Origin of the sequence: Propionicimonas sp. (genome assembly GCF_047606205.1) — a bacterium.
Taxonomy (GTDB): Bacteria; Actinomycetota; Actinomycetes; order Propionibacteriales; family Propionibacteriaceae; genus Propionicimonas.
The window spans coordinates 1-19,452 of the sequence record NZ_JASGES010000052.1 but is presented as its reverse complement, the minus strand read 5'-3'; the positions used below and the strand labels follow the sequence as shown (position 1 = coordinate 19,452).

Annotated in this window: 14 protein-coding genes; 12 read left to right on the top strand and 2 right to left on the bottom strand. The window is 70.4% G+C overall.

Translation table 11 applies throughout. The annotated features are described in order from the left end of the window. The 5 genes from secD to QM633_RS03470 form a co-directional block, all read left to right on the top strand. Nucleotides 1-1,331 (top strand): protein translocase subunit SecD (secD, locus tag QM633_RS03490; protein ID WP_415152340.1); only part of this gene is annotated, 1,331 nt, incomplete at its 5' end. Further along, nucleotides 1,331-2,512, top strand: a complete 1,182-nt coding sequence (gene secF, locus QM633_RS03485; protein WP_415152339.1) for a protein translocase subunit SecF — start codon at nt 1,331-1,333, stop codon at nt 2,510-2,512. The genes secD and secF, both read left to right, overlap by 1 nt. Nucleotides 2,513-2,516: 4 nt before the next feature. Then, nucleotides 2,517-3,059 (top strand): adenine phosphoribosyltransferase, encoded by a 543-nt coding sequence (locus QM633_RS03480; RefSeq protein ID WP_415152338.1) that lies wholly within the window; start codon nt 2,517-2,519, stop codon nt 3,057-3,059. Further along, nucleotides 3,059-4,135: a potassium channel family protein gene (locus QM633_RS03475; RefSeq protein WP_415152337.1), complete on the top strand. Its 1,077-nt coding sequence runs from the start codon at nt 3,059-3,061 to the stop codon at nt 4,133-4,135. The genes QM633_RS03480 and QM633_RS03475 overlap by 1 nt, the downstream gene beginning before the upstream one ends. 29 nt (nt 4,136-4,164) lie before the next feature. After that, nucleotides 4,165-6,468: a RelA/SpoT family protein gene (locus QM633_RS03470; RefSeq protein WP_415152336.1), complete on the top strand. Its 2,304-nt coding sequence runs from the start codon at nt 4,165-4,167 to the stop codon at nt 6,466-6,468. Nucleotides 6,469-6,907: 439 nt separating this feature from the next. Here QM633_RS03470 and QM633_RS03465 read toward each other — a convergent pair whose 3' ends face one another. Then, the gene (locus QM633_RS03465) at nt 6,908-8,152 is read right to left on the bottom strand and encodes a DUF349 domain-containing protein (protein ID WP_415152335.1); all 1,245 of its coding nucleotides are present in this window, start codon (nt 8,150-8,152) and stop codon (nt 6,908-6,910) included. Nucleotides 8,153-8,226: 74 nt separating this feature from the next. Here QM633_RS03465 and QM633_RS03460 point away from each other — a divergent pair, with 74 nt between their 5' ends. From QM633_RS03460 to aspS, 3 genes are all read left to right on the top strand, one after another. Beyond that, nucleotides 8,227-8,919, top strand: coding sequence for an MBL fold metallo-hydrolase (locus QM633_RS03460; protein ID WP_415152334.1), 693 nt, complete (start codon nt 8,227-8,229; stop codon nt 8,917-8,919). Continuing rightward, complete coding sequence (hisS, locus tag QM633_RS03455; protein ID WP_415152333.1) at nt 8,919-10,241, top strand: histidine--tRNA ligase; 1,323 nt, start codon at nt 8,919-8,921, stop codon at nt 10,239-10,241. Before QM633_RS03460 ends, hisS begins: the two co-directional genes overlap by 1 nt. 97 nt (nt 10,242-10,338) lie before the next feature. After that, entirely contained in the window at nt 10,339-12,123 is a 1,785-nt protein-coding gene (gene aspS, locus QM633_RS03450; protein ID WP_415152332.1) for an aspartate--tRNA ligase, read from the top strand. A gap of 70 nt (nt 12,124-12,193) precedes the next feature. Here the strand turns inward: aspS and QM633_RS03445 are convergent, their stop codons facing one another. Beyond that, entirely contained in the window at nt 12,194-12,895 is a 702-nt protein-coding gene (locus QM633_RS03445; protein WP_415152331.1) for a PadR family transcriptional regulator, read from the bottom strand. 104 nt (nt 12,896-12,999) lie between these two features. On the opposite strand from QM633_RS03445, the gene QM633_RS03440 reads away from it, so the two are divergent. The 4 genes from QM633_RS03440 to alaS all read left to right on the top strand — a co-directional run. Then, a complete protein-coding gene (locus tag QM633_RS03440; RefSeq protein ID WP_415152330.1) occupies nt 13,000-14,364 on the top strand; it encodes a replication-associated recombination protein A in 1,365 nt (454 codons plus the stop codon). A gap of 29 nt (nt 14,365-14,393) precedes the next feature. Further along, nucleotides 14,394-16,541 (top strand): DHA2 family efflux MFS transporter permease subunit, encoded by a 2,148-nt coding sequence (locus QM633_RS03435; RefSeq protein WP_415152329.1) that lies wholly within the window; start codon nt 14,394-14,396, stop codon nt 16,539-16,541. Then, on the top strand, nt 16,541-16,768 hold the full coding sequence (locus tag QM633_RS03430; protein WP_415152328.1) for a hypothetical protein: 228 nt from the start codon (nt 16,541-16,543) through the stop codon (nt 16,766-16,768). The genes QM633_RS03435 and QM633_RS03430 overlap by 1 nt, the downstream gene beginning before the upstream one ends. 91 nt (nt 16,769-16,859) lie before the next feature. Continuing rightward, the coding region (alaS, locus tag QM633_RS03425; protein WP_415152327.1) for an alanine--tRNA ligase at nt 16,860-19,452 on the top strand (2,593 nt) is incomplete at its 3' end.

The following is a 19,452-nucleotide window of genomic DNA, read 5'->3' as shown; positions in this document are numbered from 1 at the left end:
CGACCGGCACCACGGCGACCGCCCAGCCCACGGCGACGGCGTCCGCGGAGGAGCCGACCGCCACCGCGGAGCCGACCGCCACCGAGCAGGCGACGGCGACCGCGTCGGCCGAACCCACCGCGACGGCCTCCAGCACCGGCAACAAGCGGCCGATGCCGGCTCTGCCGACGCCGGTGCCCAGCCCGCGTCCGACCGCGGCGGCGACCCCCGCGGCCAGCCTGACCGACCTGCTCACCTACACGCCGAGCGACCGCGACACCAGCGAGTTCGACGCGTTCGAGTGCGGACAGACCAGTCCGACCCCTGACGTCAGCGACCAGCCGCTGATCACCTGTGACGACACCGGTACCTACAAGTACCTGCTCGGCCCGGCGCTGATCAGCGGCCAGCAGGTGACCAAGGCGCAGGCCGCGATCCCGCAGAACTCGGTGTCCTACGTGGTGACCCTGCAGTTCAACAGCCAGGGTGCGGCCGATTTCGCCACCGTCACCGGCCACCTGGCCCAACAGACCAGCCCGGAGAACCAGTTCGGCATCGTGCTGGACGGCAAGGTGATCTCGGCGCCCTCGGTCAGCTCGACGATCTCCGGCGGCCAGGCCCAGATCGAGGGCAGCTTCACCCAGGCCAGCGCCACCCAGCTGGCGAATGTGCTGACCTACGGCGCGCTGCCGCTGTCCTTCGACATCTCCAGCGTCGAGAACGTGTCGGCCAAGCTCGGTGGCGACCAGTTGCAGGCCGGCATCATCGCCGGCCTGATCGGCCTCGGCCTGGTGCTCCTCTACAGCATCCTGTACTACCGGGGCCTGGCGTTGGTGGTGACCCTCTCGCTGGTCGTGGCCGGCGCGCTCACCTGGTCGCTGATGGTGCTGCTGGGGCTGAGCATGGGCTTCGCCCTCAACCTGCCCGGCATCGCGGGTGCGATCGTCGCGATCGGTGTCACGGCCGACTCGTTCATCATCTATTTCGAGCGAATCCGCGACGAGGTCCGCGAGGGACGCAGCCTGCGCACGTCCATCGAGACCGGCTGGCTCCGGTCCCGCAAGACGATCCTGGCGGCCGACTCGGTGTCGCTGCTGTCCGCGATCGTGCTGTTCGTGATCGCGATCGGCTCGGTGAAGGGCTTCGCCTTCACCCTCGGCCTGACCACCGTGATCGACATCGCCGTGGTGTTCTTCTTCACCAAGCCGATGATGACCCTGCTCGGCCACACGAAGTTCTTCGGGGAGGGGCACCGCTTCTCCGGCTTCGAGGCCGAACACATGGGCACCAGCAAGGCGCCACTGCACAACTCGCTGCGCAAGGGCGCGGCCGCCGCAGGAGGACAGGCGTGATGACCGACCAGCTCACCGAGCCGCAGGAGGCTCCGGCCAGGAAGCCAGGCATCGCGCACCGGCTGTACACCGGCGAGATCTCCTACGACTTCGTCGGGCACCGCAACCGGTGGTACCTGATCTCGGGAATCGTCCTGCTGGTCTCGATCGGCGCACTGCTGTTCCGCGGTCTGAACTGGGGCATCGAGTTCACCGGCGGCGCGGAGTTCTCGGCCCCGGCGGCCGTCACGGCGACCACCGTGGACGACGTCCGGGAGGCCGTGGCAGCACTGGGGGTGGCCGGCGACGACCTCAGCGTCACCACGATCGGCACCGACACCGTCCGCGTCCAGACCGAGCAGATCAACTCCGAGAGCAACGTCACCGAGGTGAAGGCCGCGATCGCCCAGGCGGTCGGCGCCGAGACCGACGACGTCGCCTACTCGCTGATCGGCGCGTCCTGGGGCCAGCAGATCTCCACCCAGGCCCTGATCGCGCTGGTCGTCTTCCTCGTGCTGGTGATGGTCCTGATCTGGGTCTATTTCCGCGAGTTCAAGATGAGCGTCTCGGCGATCGTCGCCCTCCTGCACGACCTCGTGGTGACGGTGGGCGTGTACGCGTTGATCGGCTTCTCGGTGACGCCGGCGACCATGATCGGCGTCCTCACGATCCTCGGCTACTCGCTCTACGACACCATGGTGGTGTTCGACAAGATTCGCGAGAACACCCGCGACATCACCCATTCCCGCCACACCTACTCGTTCCAGGCCAACACCGCCCTCAACCAGGTGCTGGTGCGGTCGCTGAACACGACGGTGATCGGCGTCCTGCCGGTCGCCGCCCTGTTGTTTACCGGCTGGTTCGTCCTCGGCACCGGACCGCTGAAGGACCTCGGGCTGGCCCTGTTCGTCGGCATGATCGCGGGGGCCTACTCCTCGATCTTCATCGCGACCCCCCTGCTGGCCCAGATGCGGGAGTCCGACCCGGACATGCAGGAGCACCGCGAGCGGCTGTCCCGCCGCGAGGCACGGGCCAGCGAGAAGGCGATCCGCAAGCCCACCCGGTCGGTGACGGTCGCCGTGGGGGACACCGCCGCCGCGCCGGTCGATCCGGCCACCCTCGGCCTGGTCTCCGCGAAGGATGTGCAGGCGGGGACGCGGCAGCAGCCCAGCCGGCAGTCGCGCAGCCAGCGCAGGAAGTGACGGCATGTCCGCACAGGAGCAGAACCGGGCGCTGATCTCTTCGCTGATCCGCGACATCCCCGGCTTTCCCAAGCCGGGGGTGGTGTTCAAGGACATCACCCCGCTGCTCGCCAGCCCGGCCGGCTACCGGGCCGCGGTCGAGGAGCTGGCCGCGAGCGCGCCGGACGGCATCGACGTGGTGGTCGGGATGGAGGCCCGCGGCTTCATCTTCGCCGGGCCGGTGGCCCTCGCGCTGGGCGCGGGATTCGTTCCCGTCCGCAAGCCGGGCAAGCTTCCCGGTGACGTCTACACGCAGACCTTCTCCCTCGAGTACGGGGATGAGACGCTCGCCGTCCACACCGACGCGATCATGCCCGGCGCGAAGGTGCTGGTGATCGACGATGTGCTCGCCACCGGAGGCACGATCGGCGCGACCGCGGCCCTGATCCGCCGGCTCGGGGCAGAGCTCGTCCACGTCTCGGTGCTGATCGAGCTCGGTTTCCTGGGCGGGCGCGGGCGGCTGGAGGCGGTCGGCGTGCACGAGACCTCGGCGGTCCTGAAGGCCTGATGGCGTCGCCGAGGCCGCGCCCGACCCGTTCCGGCCTCTGGTCGGGGCGGGCCCAGGTGAGTCTGCCCAGCCGCGCCACGACGCCGGTGCGGGAGCTGCTCACCCGGGTCGGCGTCGCACTGGGACTGCTCCTGCTGCTCACCCTGATCGTGTACATCGACAGGGACGCGTACGGCGACCACACCGGCGGCAACGGTGTCGACTTCATCGACGCCCTCTACTACGCCACCGTCACGATGACCACCACGGGCTACGGCGACATCACGCCCGTGCTGCCCCACGCGCGGCTGATCAACGTGTTCGTCGTGACGCCGATCCGGATCGCCTTCCTGGTGCTGTTGGTCGGCACCACCGTGGAGGTACTGGCCAACCAGGGCCGCCGCGCGCTGCGGGACTCGCGCTGGAGGAGGAAGATGCGCAACCACACCGTCGTCATCGGTTACGGCACCACCGGCCAGAGCGCCACCGCCGCGCTGCTGCGGGGGGCGATTCCCACCGAACGGATTCTCGTCATCGACGCCGACGCGCAGGCGGTGGCCGCGGCCAACCGGCGCGGCCTGGCCGCCTTCGAGGGGGACGCGACCTCGCGCGAGCTGCTGCACCGCGCCGAGCTCCCGAAGGCGAAGGAGGTGATCATCACCGTCGGCAGGGACGACACCGCCATTCTCGCGACGCTGACCGTGCGCCAGCTGAATCGTGGTGCCCACCTCGTGGTGGCCGTCCGCGACTCGCTGAACCTTCCGCTGGTGCGTCAGTCCGGCGCGGACCAGGTGGTCACGTCGTCGGACGCGGTTGGTCGCCTGATGGGCCTGAGTTCGCTGAGCCCCGAGCTGGGCGAGGTGATCGAGGACCTGCTCTCGGCCGGGGACGGGCTCGAGGTCGTCCAGCGGCTGGTCACCAGGGACGAGGAAGGCCGGCGGCCCGACGAGCTCGAGGGCGAGAAGGTGCTGGGCATCGTCCGCAACCGGATGCTTCGGCGCTACTACGAGCTCGGCACGGAGACGCTTCGGACCGGTGACGAGGTCGTCGTGGTGCGGAAGGCTGCGGGCGCGCCGCGGTCGCCCCGGGTAGAGTGAGCCTCCACTTCTCGAACAGCGGAGGCGGTGTGTCGCAGGGCGTCCACGGACCGTACGGCGAAGGGGACGGCCTGCCCGGCGAACCCCGCGGTCGACTCGCGTCGACCGACCAGCCCCGGCTGCGGATGCGGCAGGTCCTCGCCCGGATCGGCGCCCAGCGCAACCAGCCGGCCGCGGTGCTCGACCCGCTGGTCCGGATCATCCACACGCACCATCCCAAGGCCGACGTCGCGCTGATCGAGCGCGCCTACCGGACCGCCGAGCACTACCACACCGGACAGTTGCGCAAGAGCGGCGACGCCTACATCACGCATCCGCTGGCGGTGGCGACGATCCTCGCCGAGCTGGGGATGACCGAGCCGACGATCGCCGCCGCGCTGCTGCACGACACGGTCGAGGACACCTCCTACACGGTCGAGCAGTTGACCGCCGACTTCGGCAGCGAGATCGCGGCGATGGTCGACGGCGTGACCAAGCTGGACAAGATCCAGTACGGGGAGTCGGCGAAGGCCGAGACCATCCGCAAGATGGTGATGGCGATGAGCAAGGACATCCGCGTCCTCGTGATCAAGCTCGCCGACCGGCTGCACAACATGCGCACGATCGGCTACCTGCGCCAGGACAAGCAGATGGCGATCGCCCGGGACACCCTGGAGATCTTCGCCCCGCTGGCGCACCGGCTGGGCATGAACGCCATCAAGTGGGAGCTGGAGGACCTCTCCTTCGCCACCCTGCAGCCCAAGGTCTACGACGAGATCGTCAAGCTGGTCGCGGCGCGGGCCCCGCTGCGCGAGGACTACCTGCGGGTCGTCACCGAGCAGGTCCGCGCCGACCTCGCCGACGCCGGGATCAAGTCCACGGTCTACGGGCGTCCCAAGCACTACTACTCCATCTACCAGAAGATGGTCGTGCGCGGGCGCGACTTCGCCGACATCTACGACCTGGTCGGGCTGCGGATCCTGGTCGACACCCAGCGCGACTGCTACGCAGCGCTCGGCACGCTGCATGCGCGGTGGAACCCCCTGCCCGGGCGGTTCAAGGACTACATCGCGATGCCGAAGTTCAACCTCTACCAGTCGCTGCACACGACGGTCCTCGGCCCGGGCGGCAAGCCGGTCGAGTTGCAGATCCGCACTCACGAGATGCACCGGCAGGCCGAGTACGGCGTCGCCGCCCACTGGAAGTACAAGGAGGGCAAGGTCGACGGGACCGAGCTCAACTGGGTGCAGCAGATCAACCAGTGGCAGCGCGAGACCGAGGACCCCGGCGAGTTCCTCGACACCCTGCGGTTCGAGATCGCCAACGACGAGGTGTTCGTGTTCACGCCGAAGGGCGACGTGATCAGCCTGCCCGCCGGCGGTACCCCGGTCGACTTCGCCTACGCCGTCCACACCGAGGTGGGGCACCGGACGATCGGTGCCAGGGTGAACGGACGGCTGGTCTCGCTGGAGTCGGCGCTGTCCAGCGGCGACGTCGTCGAGGTGCTGACGTCGAAGGCGGCGAACGCCGGCCCGAGCCGGGACTGGCTGGGCTTCGTCAAGAGCCCGCGGGCGCGTGGCAAGATCCGGCAGTACTTCATGCGCGAACGGCGTGAGGAGTCGGTCGACACCGGCAAGGAGCAGCTCACCAGGCAGCTGCGCAGGGCCGGTCTGCCCTTGCAGCGGCTGCTGACCCCCGAGCACATGACCGGGCTCACCGAGCACTTCCGGGTGGCGGACGTGAACGCGCTGTACGCGGCGATCGGCGAGGGCTCGATCAGCCCGCAGGCCGTGGTGCAGCGGCTGATCGCGTCCGAGGGCGGCGCGGAGGAGGTCGCCGAGCTGGGCGGCGAGGACACCTCGGTGATCACGGCCCGGCCCCGGCGCGGAAGGATGACCTCGGGCAATGACGCCGGCGTGGTCGTCCAGGGCGACCCGAACGTGTGGGTGAAGCTCGCCCGGTGCTGCCGCCCGGTGCCCGGCGACGAGATCCTCGGCTTCGTCACCAGGGAGAGCGGCGTCTCCGTGCACCGGGTCGACTGCACGAACGCGCAGTCTCTGCGCAGCCAGCCCGAGCGGCTCGTGGACGTCGCGTGGGCGCCGACCGCGACCAGCTCCTTCCTGGTCGCGCTGCAGGTGGAGGGCCTGGACCGGACCGGCATCCTCTCCGAGGTGACCAGGGTGATGGGGGAGCACCACATCTCGATCCAGACCGCGACCCTGAACACGGCCAAGGACCACACGTTCAAGTTCCGCTTCACCTTCGAGACCACCGACCCCACTCACCTCGAGCACCTGATCGGCGCCGTCCGCAAGGTCCCCGGCGTCTACGACGTGTTCCGGATCAAGAACTGACGCTGGGCGCCGGCCGCTGCTCGCCGGGCTCCCCCGCGAGGGTGGACCGGATTGGGGACGGTTCCCTACTCGGTCCACCTGAAGGTCCGCACCGCGCTAGACCGGATGGGGGACGGTTCCCTTCTCGGTCCAGGTGAAGGTCCACACCGCGTTGGACCGGATGGGGGACGGTTCCCTACTCGGTCCAGGTGAAGGTCCGCACCGCGTTGGACCGGATTGGGGACGGTTCCCTACTCGGTCCAGGTGAAGGTGGACCGAGTGGAGAACCGTCCCCAACTCGGTCCGCCGTTCGACGGAATGGGCTGCTGGGCCGTCGGTGGACCGAGAGCGGAACCGTCCCCGAGTCGGTCCAACGCGGTCCGGGGGAAGGTGGACCGAGAAGGGAACCGTCCCCCACTCGGTCCGCGCAACCGTCCCGGAACCGTCCGCGGAGGCGTGCTCAGCGGTTGAAGTCGGCGAGGGTGGCCTTGGCCTGGTCGAGCCAGGTCTGGTAGGTGGCAATCGAGTCGTTCGCCTTGGCCGCGGCGGCCTTGTCGCCCCGCGCGGTCGCCTTCGCGGCCTTCTCGGTGAGCTTCTCGATCTCCGCGGAGAGCATGCCGACGGTCTCCTCGGCGCGTGCCCGCGCCTGGGGGTCGGTGCGACGCCACTCCGCGTCCTCGGCCGCCTTCACCGCCGACTCGATCGCCTTCACCCTGGCGTCCACCGCCCGCATCTGCTCCCGGGGCACCCTCCCGTAGGCGTTGAACCGCTCCAGGAAGCTCCGGTAGCCGGCGCGGGCGGCGGCGAGGTCGGTGACCGGCAGCAACGAGGCCTCGGCCTCCTCCAGCAGGGCCAGCTTCGCGTCGAGGTTGGCCTTGTACTCGGCGTCCTGCTCGCTCAGCACCGACGCACGGGCATTGAAGAATCCGTCCTGGATCCCGCGGAACTCCGCCCACAGCTGGTCGTCGACCTCGCGAGGAGCCGCGCCGGCCGCCTTCCAGCGGGTCATCAGCTCGCGGAACGCACCGGCCGTCGGTCCCCATTCGGTCGAGGACGCGAGCTCGCGCGCCTCGGCGATGATCTGTTCCTTCTCCTGCCGGGCACCCTCACGCCTGGCGGCCTGCTCGGCGAACTGCGACTTGCGCCGACGCGTGTAGGTGGTGCGGGCGGCGGAGAAGCGGTGCCACAACGCGTCGTCGGTGGCCCGGTCGATGCGGGGGAGGGCCTTCCATTCCTCCAGCAGCGCCCGGAAGCGATTCACCCCGCCGCGCCAGTCGTTGCCCGCCGCGAGCACCTCGGCCTCGGCGACCATGCGCTCCTTGGTCTCCCGGGTGGCGGCCTGCTGCCTGGAGCGTTCGGCCTTGCGCACCTCGGCCTGCTCGGCCAGGACCGGCGAGAGGGCTTCGAGCCGGGCGGCGAGCCCGTCGAGGTCGCCGACGGCATTCGCGGACGCCACGCTGGCGCGGACCGCTGCGATGCTGTGCCTGGCCTCCTCGGGGGAGAGCGCGCCGCTCTTCACCCTCGTCTCCAGAAGGCCCACCTCCACCTCGAGAGCCTCGTACCGCCGGGTGTAGAAGGCGAGCGCCTCCGCGGCTTCGACGTCGGGAATCTGACCGACGACCCGCTCGCCGTCGCCCGTGCGCACGTAGACCGTGCCGTCCGGGTCGACGCGACCGAAGTCCGCCGGACCTGAGGTGGAGTTCATGGGGATCATCTTGCCTGATCCGCCCCTGTTTGTGACAACGCGGCGAGGCCCGGACTGCCGGTAGTCTGTCACGCGTGTTCCTGGCTTCCTTCGCATCTGGCCACTGGCAGGCCAACTGCTACGTGGTCGCAGCCCCCGGCGTCCCCGACTGCGTCGTGATCGACCCCGGGCAGGACGCGGCGCCGAGCGTGCGCCGGCTCCTGTCCGAGCACCAGCTGAAGCCGAAGGGAATCCTCGCGACACACGGCCATTTCGACCACGTCGCGAACGCCGCGGAGCTCGCCGACGAGTTCAACATCCCGCTGTGGATCCACTCCGCCGACCGTCACCTGCTCGCCGAGCCGGCCGCCGGCCTGAACGCGGACGGGGTCGCGCTGCTGCGGCAGGTGCTGAAACAGCCGATGACCGAGCCCGCCAGGGTGGAGGAGTTCGACGACCTCGCGGAGCTGAGCATCGCCCGGCTGAGGTTCGGCATCACGCCTGCGCCCGGCCATACCGCGGGCTCGGTGCTGCTCGGGCTCGACTACAACGGACGCAACCCCGGAATCAACCGGATCGTGTTCAGCGGGGACGTCGTGTTCGCCGGATCGATCGGACGCACCGACCTGCCCGGCGGCGACGCCAGGACGATGGCGCGCACGCTGCGGGACGTCGTCCTGCCGCTGCCCGACTCGGTCGCGCTGCTGCCCGGTCACGGCCCCCAGACCACCATGGCGCACGAACGCGTCGCCAACCCCCACCTCGCACCGGCATCGGTGGGTCGCTGATGGCACGTCCCAAGCCCCTGTCGGGCTTCCCCGAGTTCCTGCCGTCCGGGCGCGTGGTCGAGCAGCGCGTCCTGGCCAGCCTCGCCGACACCTTCGAGTTGCACGGTTTCGCCTCCATCGAGACCCGCGCCGTGGAACCGATGGAGCAGCTCACCCGCAAGGGTGAGATCGACAAGGAGGTCTACGTCGTCCGCCGGCTGCACGCGAGCGCCGACGCCGCCGACGACCTCGGTCTGCACTTCGACCTCACCGTCCCGTTCGCCCGCTACGTCCTGGAGAACTCCGGCCACCTGGTGTTCCCGTTCCGGCGCTACCAGCTCCAGAAGGTCTGGCGGGGCGAACGCCCGCAGGAAGGCCGGTACCGCGAGTTCCTGCAGGCAGACATCGACGTCGTCGGCCAGGACGTCCTCGCCGAGCACCACGACGTCGAGGTGGCCAGGGTCATCCTGGAGGCCCTGGAGAAGCTGCACACCGAGTTCGGCCTGCCGTCGGCGGTGATGCGCGTGAACAACCGGCGGCTGGCCGAGGGCTTCTACCGTGGTCTGGGCATCGAGGACCACCTGGCCGTCCTGCAGCGGGTGGACAAGCTGGACAAGATCGGGCCCGAGGCCGTCCGCGGCCTGCTCACCGGGGAGCTCGGGCTCTCCGAGGCGGTCGCAGGGCAGTGCCTCGCGCTGGCCACGATCGCGTCCGCGGACGAGTCGTTCGTGGGACGGGTGCGCGCACTGGGCGTCCGCCACGAGTTGCTCGACGAAGGTCTGGAGCAGCTGGCCGCCGTGGTCAGGGCCGGTGGCCAGATCGCCCCGGGACGCATCGTCGCCGACCTCAAGATCGCCCGCGGGCTGGACTACTACACCGGCACCGTCTACGAGACCAGCATGGACGGGTTCGAGCACCTCGGCTCGATCTGCTCCGGCGGCCGCTACGACTCCCTGGCCTCCGACGGGCGCACCACCTATCCGGGCGTGGGACTGTCGATCGGCGTCACACGCGTGCTCGCGCCGCTGATCGGGAAGGGCGCGCTCGCCGCGTCCCGGATCGTGCCGAGCTGCGTTCTGGTGGCCGTCGATGCCGAGGAGACCCGGGCCGGGGCGGACGCGATCGCCGCCCGGCTGCGCGCCCGCGGGATCCCCTGCGAGGTGGCGGCCAGGGCCGACCGGTTCGGCAAGCAGATCCGTTACGCCGACCGACGTGGCATCCCGTTCGTGTGGTTCTCCACCGGTGAGGTGAAGGACATCCGCAGCGGCGAGCAGGTGGCCGCCGACCCGGACACCTGGGAGCCGCCCACCGCCGACCTGCGTCCGCGGGTGGTCCGCGGCTAGCCGGTCAGGATCGGTTTCGTCGGGGGCCGGCTCCCCGGCCTAGACTCTTCGGGCACGCGCCGCACCGTCTATGCGGGGCACAGAAAGGAACATCGTCATGCTGCGAACCCACAGGGCCGGCACCCTGCGAGCCTCGGACATCGGGGCTCCCGTCACGCTCACCGGCTGGGTGGGCAAGCGACGTGACCACGGCGGGGTGGCCTTCATCGACCTCAGGGACGCCTCGGGCATCGTCCAGGTCGTGATCCGCGACGAGGTGCTGGACGCCTCCGGTGCCCATGAGCTCCGCAACGAGTACTGCATCAGGGTGGTCGGCGTGGTCGAGGCGCGTCCGGACGGCAACGCCAACCCCGACCTGCCCACCGGGGAGATCGAGGTCGTCGTCAGCGAGCTCGAGGTGCTCAACCCGTCCGCGCCGCTGCCCTTCCAGATCGACGAGCGCTCCGGCGTGGGCGAGGACGCGCGGCTGCGCTACCGCTACCTCGACCTGCGCCGCCAGCGTCCCCACGACGCCCTGGTGCTGCGCTCCAACGTCACCCACACGATCCGCCAGGTGCTGGCCGCCCACGACTTCTACGACATCGAGACGCCGACCCTGACCCGCTCCACCCCGGAGGGCGCGCGCGACTTCATCGTCCCGGCGCGCCTGCACCCCGGCACGTGGTACGCCCTGCCGCAGAGCCCCCAGCTGTTCAAGCAGCTGCTGATGGTGGCGGGCATGGAGCGCTACTACCAGATCGCCCGCTGCTACCGGGACGAGGACTTCCGCGCCGACCGGCAGCCCGAGTTCACCCAGCTGGACATCGAGATGAGCTTCGTCGACCAGGACGACGTGATCGCGATCGGCGAGGCCGTGATGGCGGCCTGCTGGAAGCTCGTCGGCGTCGACATGCCCACCCCGCTGCCGCGGATGACGTGGCACGAGGCGATGAACGACTACGGGTCCGACAAGCCCGACCTGCGGTTCGGCCTGAAGATCCGCGAGCTGACCGGCTTCTTCGCCGACACGCCGTTCCGGGTCTTCCAGAACCCCTACGTCGGTGGTGTCGTGATGCCCGGCGGCGCTTCGCTGCCGCGGCGGCAGTTCGATGCCTGGCAGGAGTGGGCGAAGCAGCACGGCGCCAGGGGCCTGGCCTACATCACCATCGGCGAGGACGGGACGCTCGGTGGCCCGGTCGCGAAGAACATCTCCGACGCCGAGCGGGAGGGCATCGCGGCGGCGATGGACGCCAGCCCCGGCGATGCGATCTTCTTCGCCGCCGGCGCACGCGAGGCGTCCCAGGAGTTGCTGGGCGCCGCGCGGCTGGAGATCGGGAGGCGGGCCGGGCTGATCGACGAGAAGGCCTGGAGCTTCCTGTGGATCGTCGACGCGCCGATGTTCAAGCCCACCGCGGACGCGGTCGCCTCCGGTGATGTCGCGGTCGGCGAGGGCAGCTGGACGGCGGTCCACCACGCCTTCACCTCGCCGAAGCCTGAGTCGCTGGCCAGCTTCGACACCGATCCCGGCTCGGCGCTGAGCTACGGCTACGACTTCGTCTGCAACGGCAATGAGGTCGGCGGCGGCTCGATCCGTATCCACCGGCGCGACGTCCAGGAGCGCGTGTTCTCGGTGATGGGGATCGGTGCGGAGGAGGCGCAGGAGAAGTTCGGCTTCCTGCTGGACGCCTTCAACTACGGCGCCCCGCCGCACGGCGGCATCGCCTTCGGGCTGGACCGCCTGGTCATGCTGCTGGGCGGCTTCGAGACGATCCGCGACGTGATCGCCTTCCCGAAGACCGGCGGTGGCTTCGACCCGCTGACCGAGGCTCCGGCGCCGATCACCGCCCGGCAGCGCAAGGAGGCCGGCGTGGACTTCGTCCCGCCGCCGCCCAAGCAGGCCTGAGCACAGGACGAGGTGGACGGACCCGGGCGAGGTCGCCGCAGGTCCGTCCACCTCGTGGTGGCCGGGTTGGTTACCGCAGGTCGTCCCCGTTGTGGACGTCCCCCGTGCCGTCGCTGGCCAGCAGGCCGTAGAGCTTGCGCCGGGTGTCGGCCAGCAGCGCGGTGGCCGCCTCGACCTGCCGCGGGTCGCCGTTGCGGGTGAGTTCCTTGGCCGCCGCGGCGACGCTGGCGAACTCCTTCCACATCCCCTTCACCTGGTCGGGTCCCCAGCCGGCGACGGCCTCGTTGACCATCTCCCACGGCGGGGTCTCGACCTGCTCGGCGGCCGCGCGGCCGGCCCCGGTCAGGCGGAACGCCTTCTGGCCCTCGTTGTCGAAGGACTCGATCAGGCCCTCGTCCTCCAGCTGGGAGAGCGCGGGGTAGACGGCGCCCGGGCTCGGCCTCCACATGCCCTGCGTGCGCTCGGCGAGCGTCTGCATGACCTGGTAGCCGTTCAGGGGCTCGTCCGCGAGCAGGGCGAGGATCGCCGTGCGCACGTGGCCGCGGCGTCCCCGTCCGCGACCCCGTGCGGCCGGGCCCATCGGCCCGTTCGGGCCGAACGGTCCACCAGGGCCGAACGGGCCGGCCATTCCGAACGCCGCGGGGCCGAAACCGCCAGGGCCGAACGCACCGGGGCCGAAGTCCCGGCCGCGTCCGCGACCGCCGTGATGACCACCACGGCGATGCGCGCGGGGGTCGTCGTTCCAGTTCTCGTCGTATGTGTTGTCGTTCATGGTTCTTCTCCTCAGATCATGTCATCGGTACAACACCGATATATCGAGAGTAGCTCGATATATCGGCACACGCAAGGAGGGTGCAGCGGTGTAGCGTCGTCGCGATGGACACTGACCTGTTCGGCAACCCGCTTCACGAGGCCCCCGCGCCTGCGCCGGGCGGGTCCTTGAGCACGGCCGGGCACGCCGACACCCCGCTCGCGGTACGGATGCGCCCGCGAACGGTCGACGAGATCGTCGGCCAGGACCACCTGCTCGGTCCCGGCTCCCCGCTGCGCAGGCTGGCCGAGGGCAAGGCGGCCATGTCGGTGTTCCTGTGGGGGCCGCCCGGGGTGGGCAAGACCACCATCGCCGCCGTCGTCTCGGCCACGGGGCAGCGCCGGTTCGTTGAACTGTCCGCCGTGACCGCGGGGGTGAAGGAGGTCAGGGCCGCCCTGGCCGAGGCCCAGCGAGAGCTCGTCCACGGTGTGGGCACCGTGCTCTTCGTGGACGAGGTGCACCGGTTCTCCAAGGCGCAGCAGGACGTCCTGCTGCCGGCCGTCGAGAACCGGCTCGTGACGCTCGTCGCCGCGACCACCGAGAACCCGTCCTTCTCGGTGATCTCCCCGCTGTTGTCCCGTTCGCTGCTGCTCACTCTCCAGCCGCTCACCGACGCCGACATCGCCACCCTGCTGGACCGGGCCCTGATCGACGAGCGTGGCCTCGGCGGCGCCTACACGCTCTCCGACGAGGCGCGCTCCGCTCTCCTACGGTTCGCCGGCGGCGATGCCCGTCGCGCCCTGACCTATCTGGAGGAGTCCGCGGCGGGTGCCGCTGCTCAGGGCACCGCCGTGATCGACGCGGACGTGGTCGCTACCGCCGTCGACAAGGCCGCCGTGCGCTACGACAGAGACGGCGACCAGCACTACGACGTGATCAGCGCCTTCATCAAGAGTCTGCGTGGCTCGGACGTCCAGGCCGGCCTGCACTACCTGGCCCGGATGCTGGAGGCGGGGGAGGATCCGCGGTTCATCGCCCGCCGGCTGGTCATCCTCGCCAGTGAGGACATCGGGATGGCCGCCCCCTCCGTGCTCCAGACCTGTGTGGCAGCCGCCCAGGCCGTCCAGCTGATCGGCCTGCCGGAGGCGCGGATCAACCTCGCCCAGGCCGTGATCGCCTGCGCGATGGCGCCCAAGTCGAACGCCGTGGTGAAGGCGGTCGACGCGGCCATCGCCGACGTCCGCGCCGGCCGGATCGGGACCGTCCCGCCGCACCTGCGGGACGCGCACTACCCGGGCGCGAAGACCCACGGGCACGGCACCGGCTACGTCTACGCCCACGACGCCGAGCACGGCGTGGCGCGCCAGCAGTACCTGCCCGACGACCTCGAGGGCGCTCGCTACTACGAGCCCACCGACCACGGCAACGAGGGGGCCCTCGCCGAGCGCCTGGTCGTGCTCGAGGACCTGCTCGGCCGTACCCAGGAATGAATCGGCGCTCGAACAGGTTCCCCCCGACCGTGACCTCGACCCCAGCGCAGGCGGACAAGCCGTGGCCCGCCCTCTGGGCGCTCGTGCTCGGCTTCTTCATGATCCTCGTGGACACCACGATCGTGTCGGTGGCGAACCCGCGGATCATGCAGGGACTGCACGCAGACATCAACGCCGCGGTCTGGGTGACCAGCGCCTACCTGCTGGCCTACGCGGTCCCGATCCTGGTCACCGGACGGCTCGGCGACCGGTTCGGCCCGAAGCGGATCTACCTGGTCGGCCTGGTCGTGTTCACGGCGTCCTCCGCCTGGTGCGGCTTCTCGGGCTCGATCGAGATGCTGATCACGGCCCGGGCCGTGCAGGGGTTGGGGGCGGCCCTGCTCACCCCCCAGACGATGGCGGTGATCACCCGCACCTTCCCGCCGCAGGAGCGTGGGCAGGCGATGAGCCTGTGGGGGGCGACGGCTGCGGTCGCCACCCTCGTCGGACCCATCCTCGGCGGCTTCCTCGTGGACGGCCTGGGCTGGGAGTGGATCTTCTTCGTCAACGTGCCGATCGGCGTGCTCGGCTTCATTCTCGCGTGGCGACTCGTGCCCGACCTCGGCACCCGGAGCCACCGGTTCGACCTGCCAGGGGTGTTCCTGTGGGCGGTCGGCATGTTCTGCGTCGTCTTCGGCATCCAGGAAGGGGAGACCTACCACTGGGGGGTCATCCGTGGCCCGGTCAGCGTGGTCGGGCTGATCGTGTTCGGCGCCCTCGTGCTCGGCGCGTTCGTCTGGTGGCAGCGGGTCGGTACGGGGGAGCCGCTGCTGCCGCTGCGCCTGTTCGCCGACCGGAACTTCTCGATCGCCAACACGGCGATCGCCATGGTCGGCCTGGCCGTGACCGCCAACTCGCTGCCGCTGGTCTTCTACTACCAGCTCGTCCTCGGCTTCAGCCCGACCAGGGCCGCCCTGCAGCTGGTGCCGATGGCCGTGCTGTCGGGCGTGCTCGCGCCGCTGGCCGGTCGGCTGGTCGATCGCGTCCATCCCCGCCTGCTCGCCACCTCCGGGCTGGTGCTGATGGCGGTGGCGATGGCGTGGTACGCGGTCTGGATGGTGCCGGACGCGTCGCTGTGGTGGCGGCTGCTCCTTCCCAGTGCCCTGATGGGTGTCGCCGGTGCCTTCACCTACGGCCCGATCAGCTCGGCGGCGACATTCAACCTCCCGCCGACGGACGCGGGGGCCGGGTCGGGGGTCTACAACTCGGTGCGTCAGGTCGGCTCGGTCCTGGGCAGCGCGGCGATCTCCGCGCTGATGCAGGCCCGGCTCGAGGTCAGCCTTCCCGGCGGCTCCGCCGCCGCGGACGCCGCCGGGACGACCGGCCAGCTGCCCCGATGCTCCGGGCCGGCTACAGCGCGGCGATGGCCGCCAGCATGTTCCTGCCTGCCGCCGCCGCTCTGCTCGGCGCGCTGGTCACGGTCTGGTTCGGCGCGCGCCGACCGACACTGGACTGGGCGCCAGGGGACAGCACGCAGGTCCGCGTCCCCTGACCGTCGCGCAGCACCGGGCACGTCGGAGGCGGTCGGCGAAAGCTGGAGTCCTTCGTGCACCGGGATGGACGGGGTTGGCCGCCGGCCGCTCGGGCGTCTGCGCTCGGCGGATGGGGTGTTGTGGCGGTCGTCTGTTCCGATGGCCGCTGGCGCGCCCCTCGTCAAGACGAAGCTGGGTTGCTCCGCGCAGCGGGTCAACGCAACTTCGTCTACTCTTCAGGGGTTGAAGGGGAACGACTCAAGACAGCGAGGTAAGCCCATGTCCGCCGGAGAGATCGCCGGCCTGATCGCCGCGGTGGCCGCGGTCGCGTTCGTCGTGTTCTGCGCCGTCCCGCTGCTGAAGCTGGGCCGGGTGCTGGAGGAACTGCGCCTCGCCGTCCGCGACCTCGGCCACAACTCGGTCCCGATCCTGCAGGAGCTCAAGGGCACTGTGACGGCCACCAACACCGAGCTGGGCAAGCTGAGCGTGGTGACCGAGGACGTCGCGAAGGTGAGCGCGCACGCCACCGTGGTGAGCGAGAACGCCGCCCAGCTGTCCACCCTGTTCGCGTCCACCCTGGGTGGCCCCCTGATCAAGACCGCGGCCTTCACCTATGGCATCCGGCAGGCCGTCAGCGGCAAGAAGACGACCAAGAAGGCCAAGTGATGGGCAAGCGCCTGTTCTGGTTCGCCGTCGGCGTCGGGCTCACCGCACTGATCGTGATCAAGGGTCGCGAGTACTACGAGCGGTTCACCCCCAAGGGCGTCGCGACCCAGCTCGAGAAGACCAGGGAGGGACTGGTCGACCGGGTCGGGGAATTCCTCTCCACCATGGGCGAGGCCATGGACACCCGCGAGGGCGAGTTGCGGGAGGCTCTCGGCCTGGACGAGTGAGCCGGCGGCCACGCCGTAGGCCCTCGTCCAGGAGGATCCCGCACACCGTTTCACCGGCGCCCCGCGCCGCCTTCGACAAGGACCAACAGACATGAAGACTGCGGACATCCGCCAGCGCTACCTCGACTTCTTCGCCGCGCGCGGGCACACGATCGTGCCGTCGACACCCCTGGTGTACAACGATCCCACCCTGCTGTTCGTGAACGCGGGGATGGTGCCGTTCAAGCCCTACTTCACCGGCGCGGAGGACGCGCCGTACAAGCGCGCCGTGAGCGTCCAGAAGTGCGTGCGCACCCTCGACATCGAAGAGGTCGGCAAGACCACCCGGCACGGCACGTTCTTCCAGATGAACGGCAACTTCTCCTTCGGCGACTACTTCAAGGAGGGTGCCATCCAGTTCGCCTGGGAACTGGTCACCGGAAGCCAGGCCGACGGCAACTACGGCTTCGACCCCGACAAGGTCTGGGTCACCGTGTACCTCGACGACGACGAGGCCGCGGGGCTGTGGCGCGCCGTGGGCATCCCGGACGAACGCATCCAGCGGCGCGGGCTGAAGGACAACTACTGGCACATGGGCGTCCCCGGCCCGGGCGGGCCGTGCTCGGAGATCTACATCGACCGCGGTCCCCAGTTCGGCCCCGACGGCGGCCCGGTCGTCGACGAGGACCGCTTCCTCGAGATCTGGAACCTCGTCTTCCAGACCGAAGAGCTCTCCGCCGTCCGCGCCAAGGACGACTTCGACGTGCTCGGCCCGCTGCCGAGCAGGAACATCGACACGGGCATGGGGCTGGAGCGCACGGCCTACCTCCTGCAGGGCGTCGCGAACATGTACGAGATCGACGAGATCTTTCCCGTGATCACGAAGGCGGCCGAGATCGCCGGAACTCGCTACGGCGGCGACCCGCAGGACGACGTCCGGCTGCGCGTGGTCGGCGACCACGTCCGTTCCGCCCTGATGCTGATGACCGACGGCGTCACGCCGGGCAACGAGGCGCGCGGCTACGTGCTGCGCCGCCTGCTGCGCCGCAGCGTCCGCTCGATGCGGCTGCTCGGGGTGAACGACCCGGTGCTGCCCGAACTGCTGCCGGTCAGCCGCGACCTGATGAGCGCCTCCTACCCGGACGTCACCGACCAGTGGGCCCGGGTGAGCCAGGTCGCCTACGCCGAGGAGGAGGCGTTCCGCCGCACCCTGGTCGCAGGTACCCAGATCTTCGACCTCGCCGCAGGGCAGGCGCGCGAGGCCCACACCACCGAGATCTCCGGCGAGCGTGCCTTCGCACTGCACGACACCTACGGGTTCCCGATCGACCTCACCCTGGAGATGGCCTCCGAGCAGGGCCTCAGCGTGGACGAGGCGGGCTTCCGTCGGCTCATGCAGGAGCAGAAGGACCGCGCGCGGGCGGACGCGAAGGCCAAGAAGGGCGCGACGGTCGCCACCGAGGCATACCGGACGCTGCGCGCCGGCGGCGAGGTGCCCTTCCTGGGCTACACCGAGCTCACCGCGGACGCGAGGGTGCGGGGGATCGTCGCCGACGGCCGGCTGGTCGACCGCGCACAGCCCGGCGATGTCGTCGAGGTCGTGCTCGACCAGACCCCGTTCTACGCCGAGGCGGGCGGCCAGGACGCCGACAGCGGTCTGATCACCGGCGACGGCCTGAGCCTCGAGGTGCTGGATGTGCAGCGTCCCGTGCAGGGGCTCGTGGTGCACAGGGTGCGGGTCGAGGACGGCGAACTCGCCACCGGGGCTGCCGTCACCGCCGCGGTCGACGCGCTCGCGCGCGCCGGCGCCTGCCAGGCGCACACCGCCACGCACATCGTGAACGCCGCGCTGCGCCAGTTGCTGGGGGAGTCCACCCACCAGGCGGGCTCGTACAACAAGCCCGGCTACCTCCGGTTCGACTTCAACGCCGCGCAGGCGCTCAGCCAGGGCCTGAAGGAGGAGCTGGAGGGTGTCAGCAACGAGGCGATCCGTGCCGACTACGAGGTGACGGCGACCGAGATGCCGCTCGCCCAGGCGAAGGCTCTCGGCGCGCAGGCCATGTTCGGGGAGAAGTACGGCGACGTCGTCCGCATGGTCGAGCTGGCCGGCCCGTGGTCGCGAGAGCTGTGCGGCGGGACCCACGTCGAACGGACCTCCCAGATCGGGCTGCTCAGCCTGCTCGGGGAGTCCTCGGTCGGTTCCGGCCTGCGCCGGGTCGAGGCGTTCGTCTCTGCCGACGCGTTCTCGCACCTGGCGAAGGAGCGCGCGCTCGTGGCCGGCCTGGCCGACCTGCTCAAGGTCCAGCCCGACCAGCTCACCGACCGGGTCGCCAAGCTGGTGGCCCAGGTGAAGGCTGCGGAGAAGGAGATCGCTGCGCTGCGTACTCGCGAACTGCTCGGCTCGGTGGCCTCGCTGGTGGCCGGCGCCGAACACGTCGGAGGGTACGAGCTGGTCACCCGTCAGCTGCCCGGCACGCCGGCCGAGGACCTGCGCACGCTCGCACAGGAGGTGCGCTCGGCGTTCGGAGGTCGCACCGGGGTGGTCGCCCTGATCGGAGGGGACGCCAAGCCCGTCCTGATCGTCGCCACGACGGACGCGTCCCGCGGGCTCGGAGCGAAGGCCGGGGCGCTCGTCGGCGTGGGTGCGGCGGCCCTGGGCGGCCGCGGCGGCGGCCGTGACGACCTCGCCCAGGGCGGCGGGCCGG

Bases quoted from the DNA above. Each gene is read 5' to 3' on its own strand.
- secF (WP_415152339.1), top strand. From the start codon at position 1,331: ATGACCGACCAGCTCACCGAGCCGCAGGAGGCTCCGGCCAGGAAGCCA.
- QM633_RS03430 (WP_415152328.1), top strand. From the start codon at position 16,541: ATGGGCAAGCGCCTGTTCTGGTTCGCCGTCGGCGTCGGGCTCACCGCA.
- aspS (WP_415152332.1), top strand. From the start codon at position 10,339: ATGCTGCGAACCCACAGGGCCGGCACCCTGCGAGCCTCGGACATCGGG.
- hisS (WP_415152333.1), top strand. From the start codon at position 8,919: ATGGCACGTCCCAAGCCCCTGTCGGGCTTCCCCGAGTTCCTGCCGTCC.
- QM633_RS03465 (WP_415152335.1), bottom strand. From the start codon at position 8,152: ATGAACTCCACCTCAGGTCCGGCGGACTTCGGTCGCGTCGACCCGGAC.
- QM633_RS03475 (WP_415152337.1), top strand. From the start codon at position 3,059: ATGGCGTCGCCGAGGCCGCGCCCGACCCGTTCCGGCCTCTGGTCGGGG.
- QM633_RS03440 (WP_415152330.1), top strand. From the start codon at position 13,000: ATGGACACTGACCTGTTCGGCAACCCGCTTCACGAGGCCCCCGCGCCT.
- QM633_RS03480 (WP_415152338.1), top strand. From the start codon at position 2,517: ATGTCCGCACAGGAGCAGAACCGGGCGCTGATCTCTTCGCTGATCCGC.
- QM633_RS03445 (WP_415152331.1), bottom strand. From the start codon at position 12,895: ATGAACGACAACACATACGACGAGAACTGGAACGACGACCCCCGCGCG.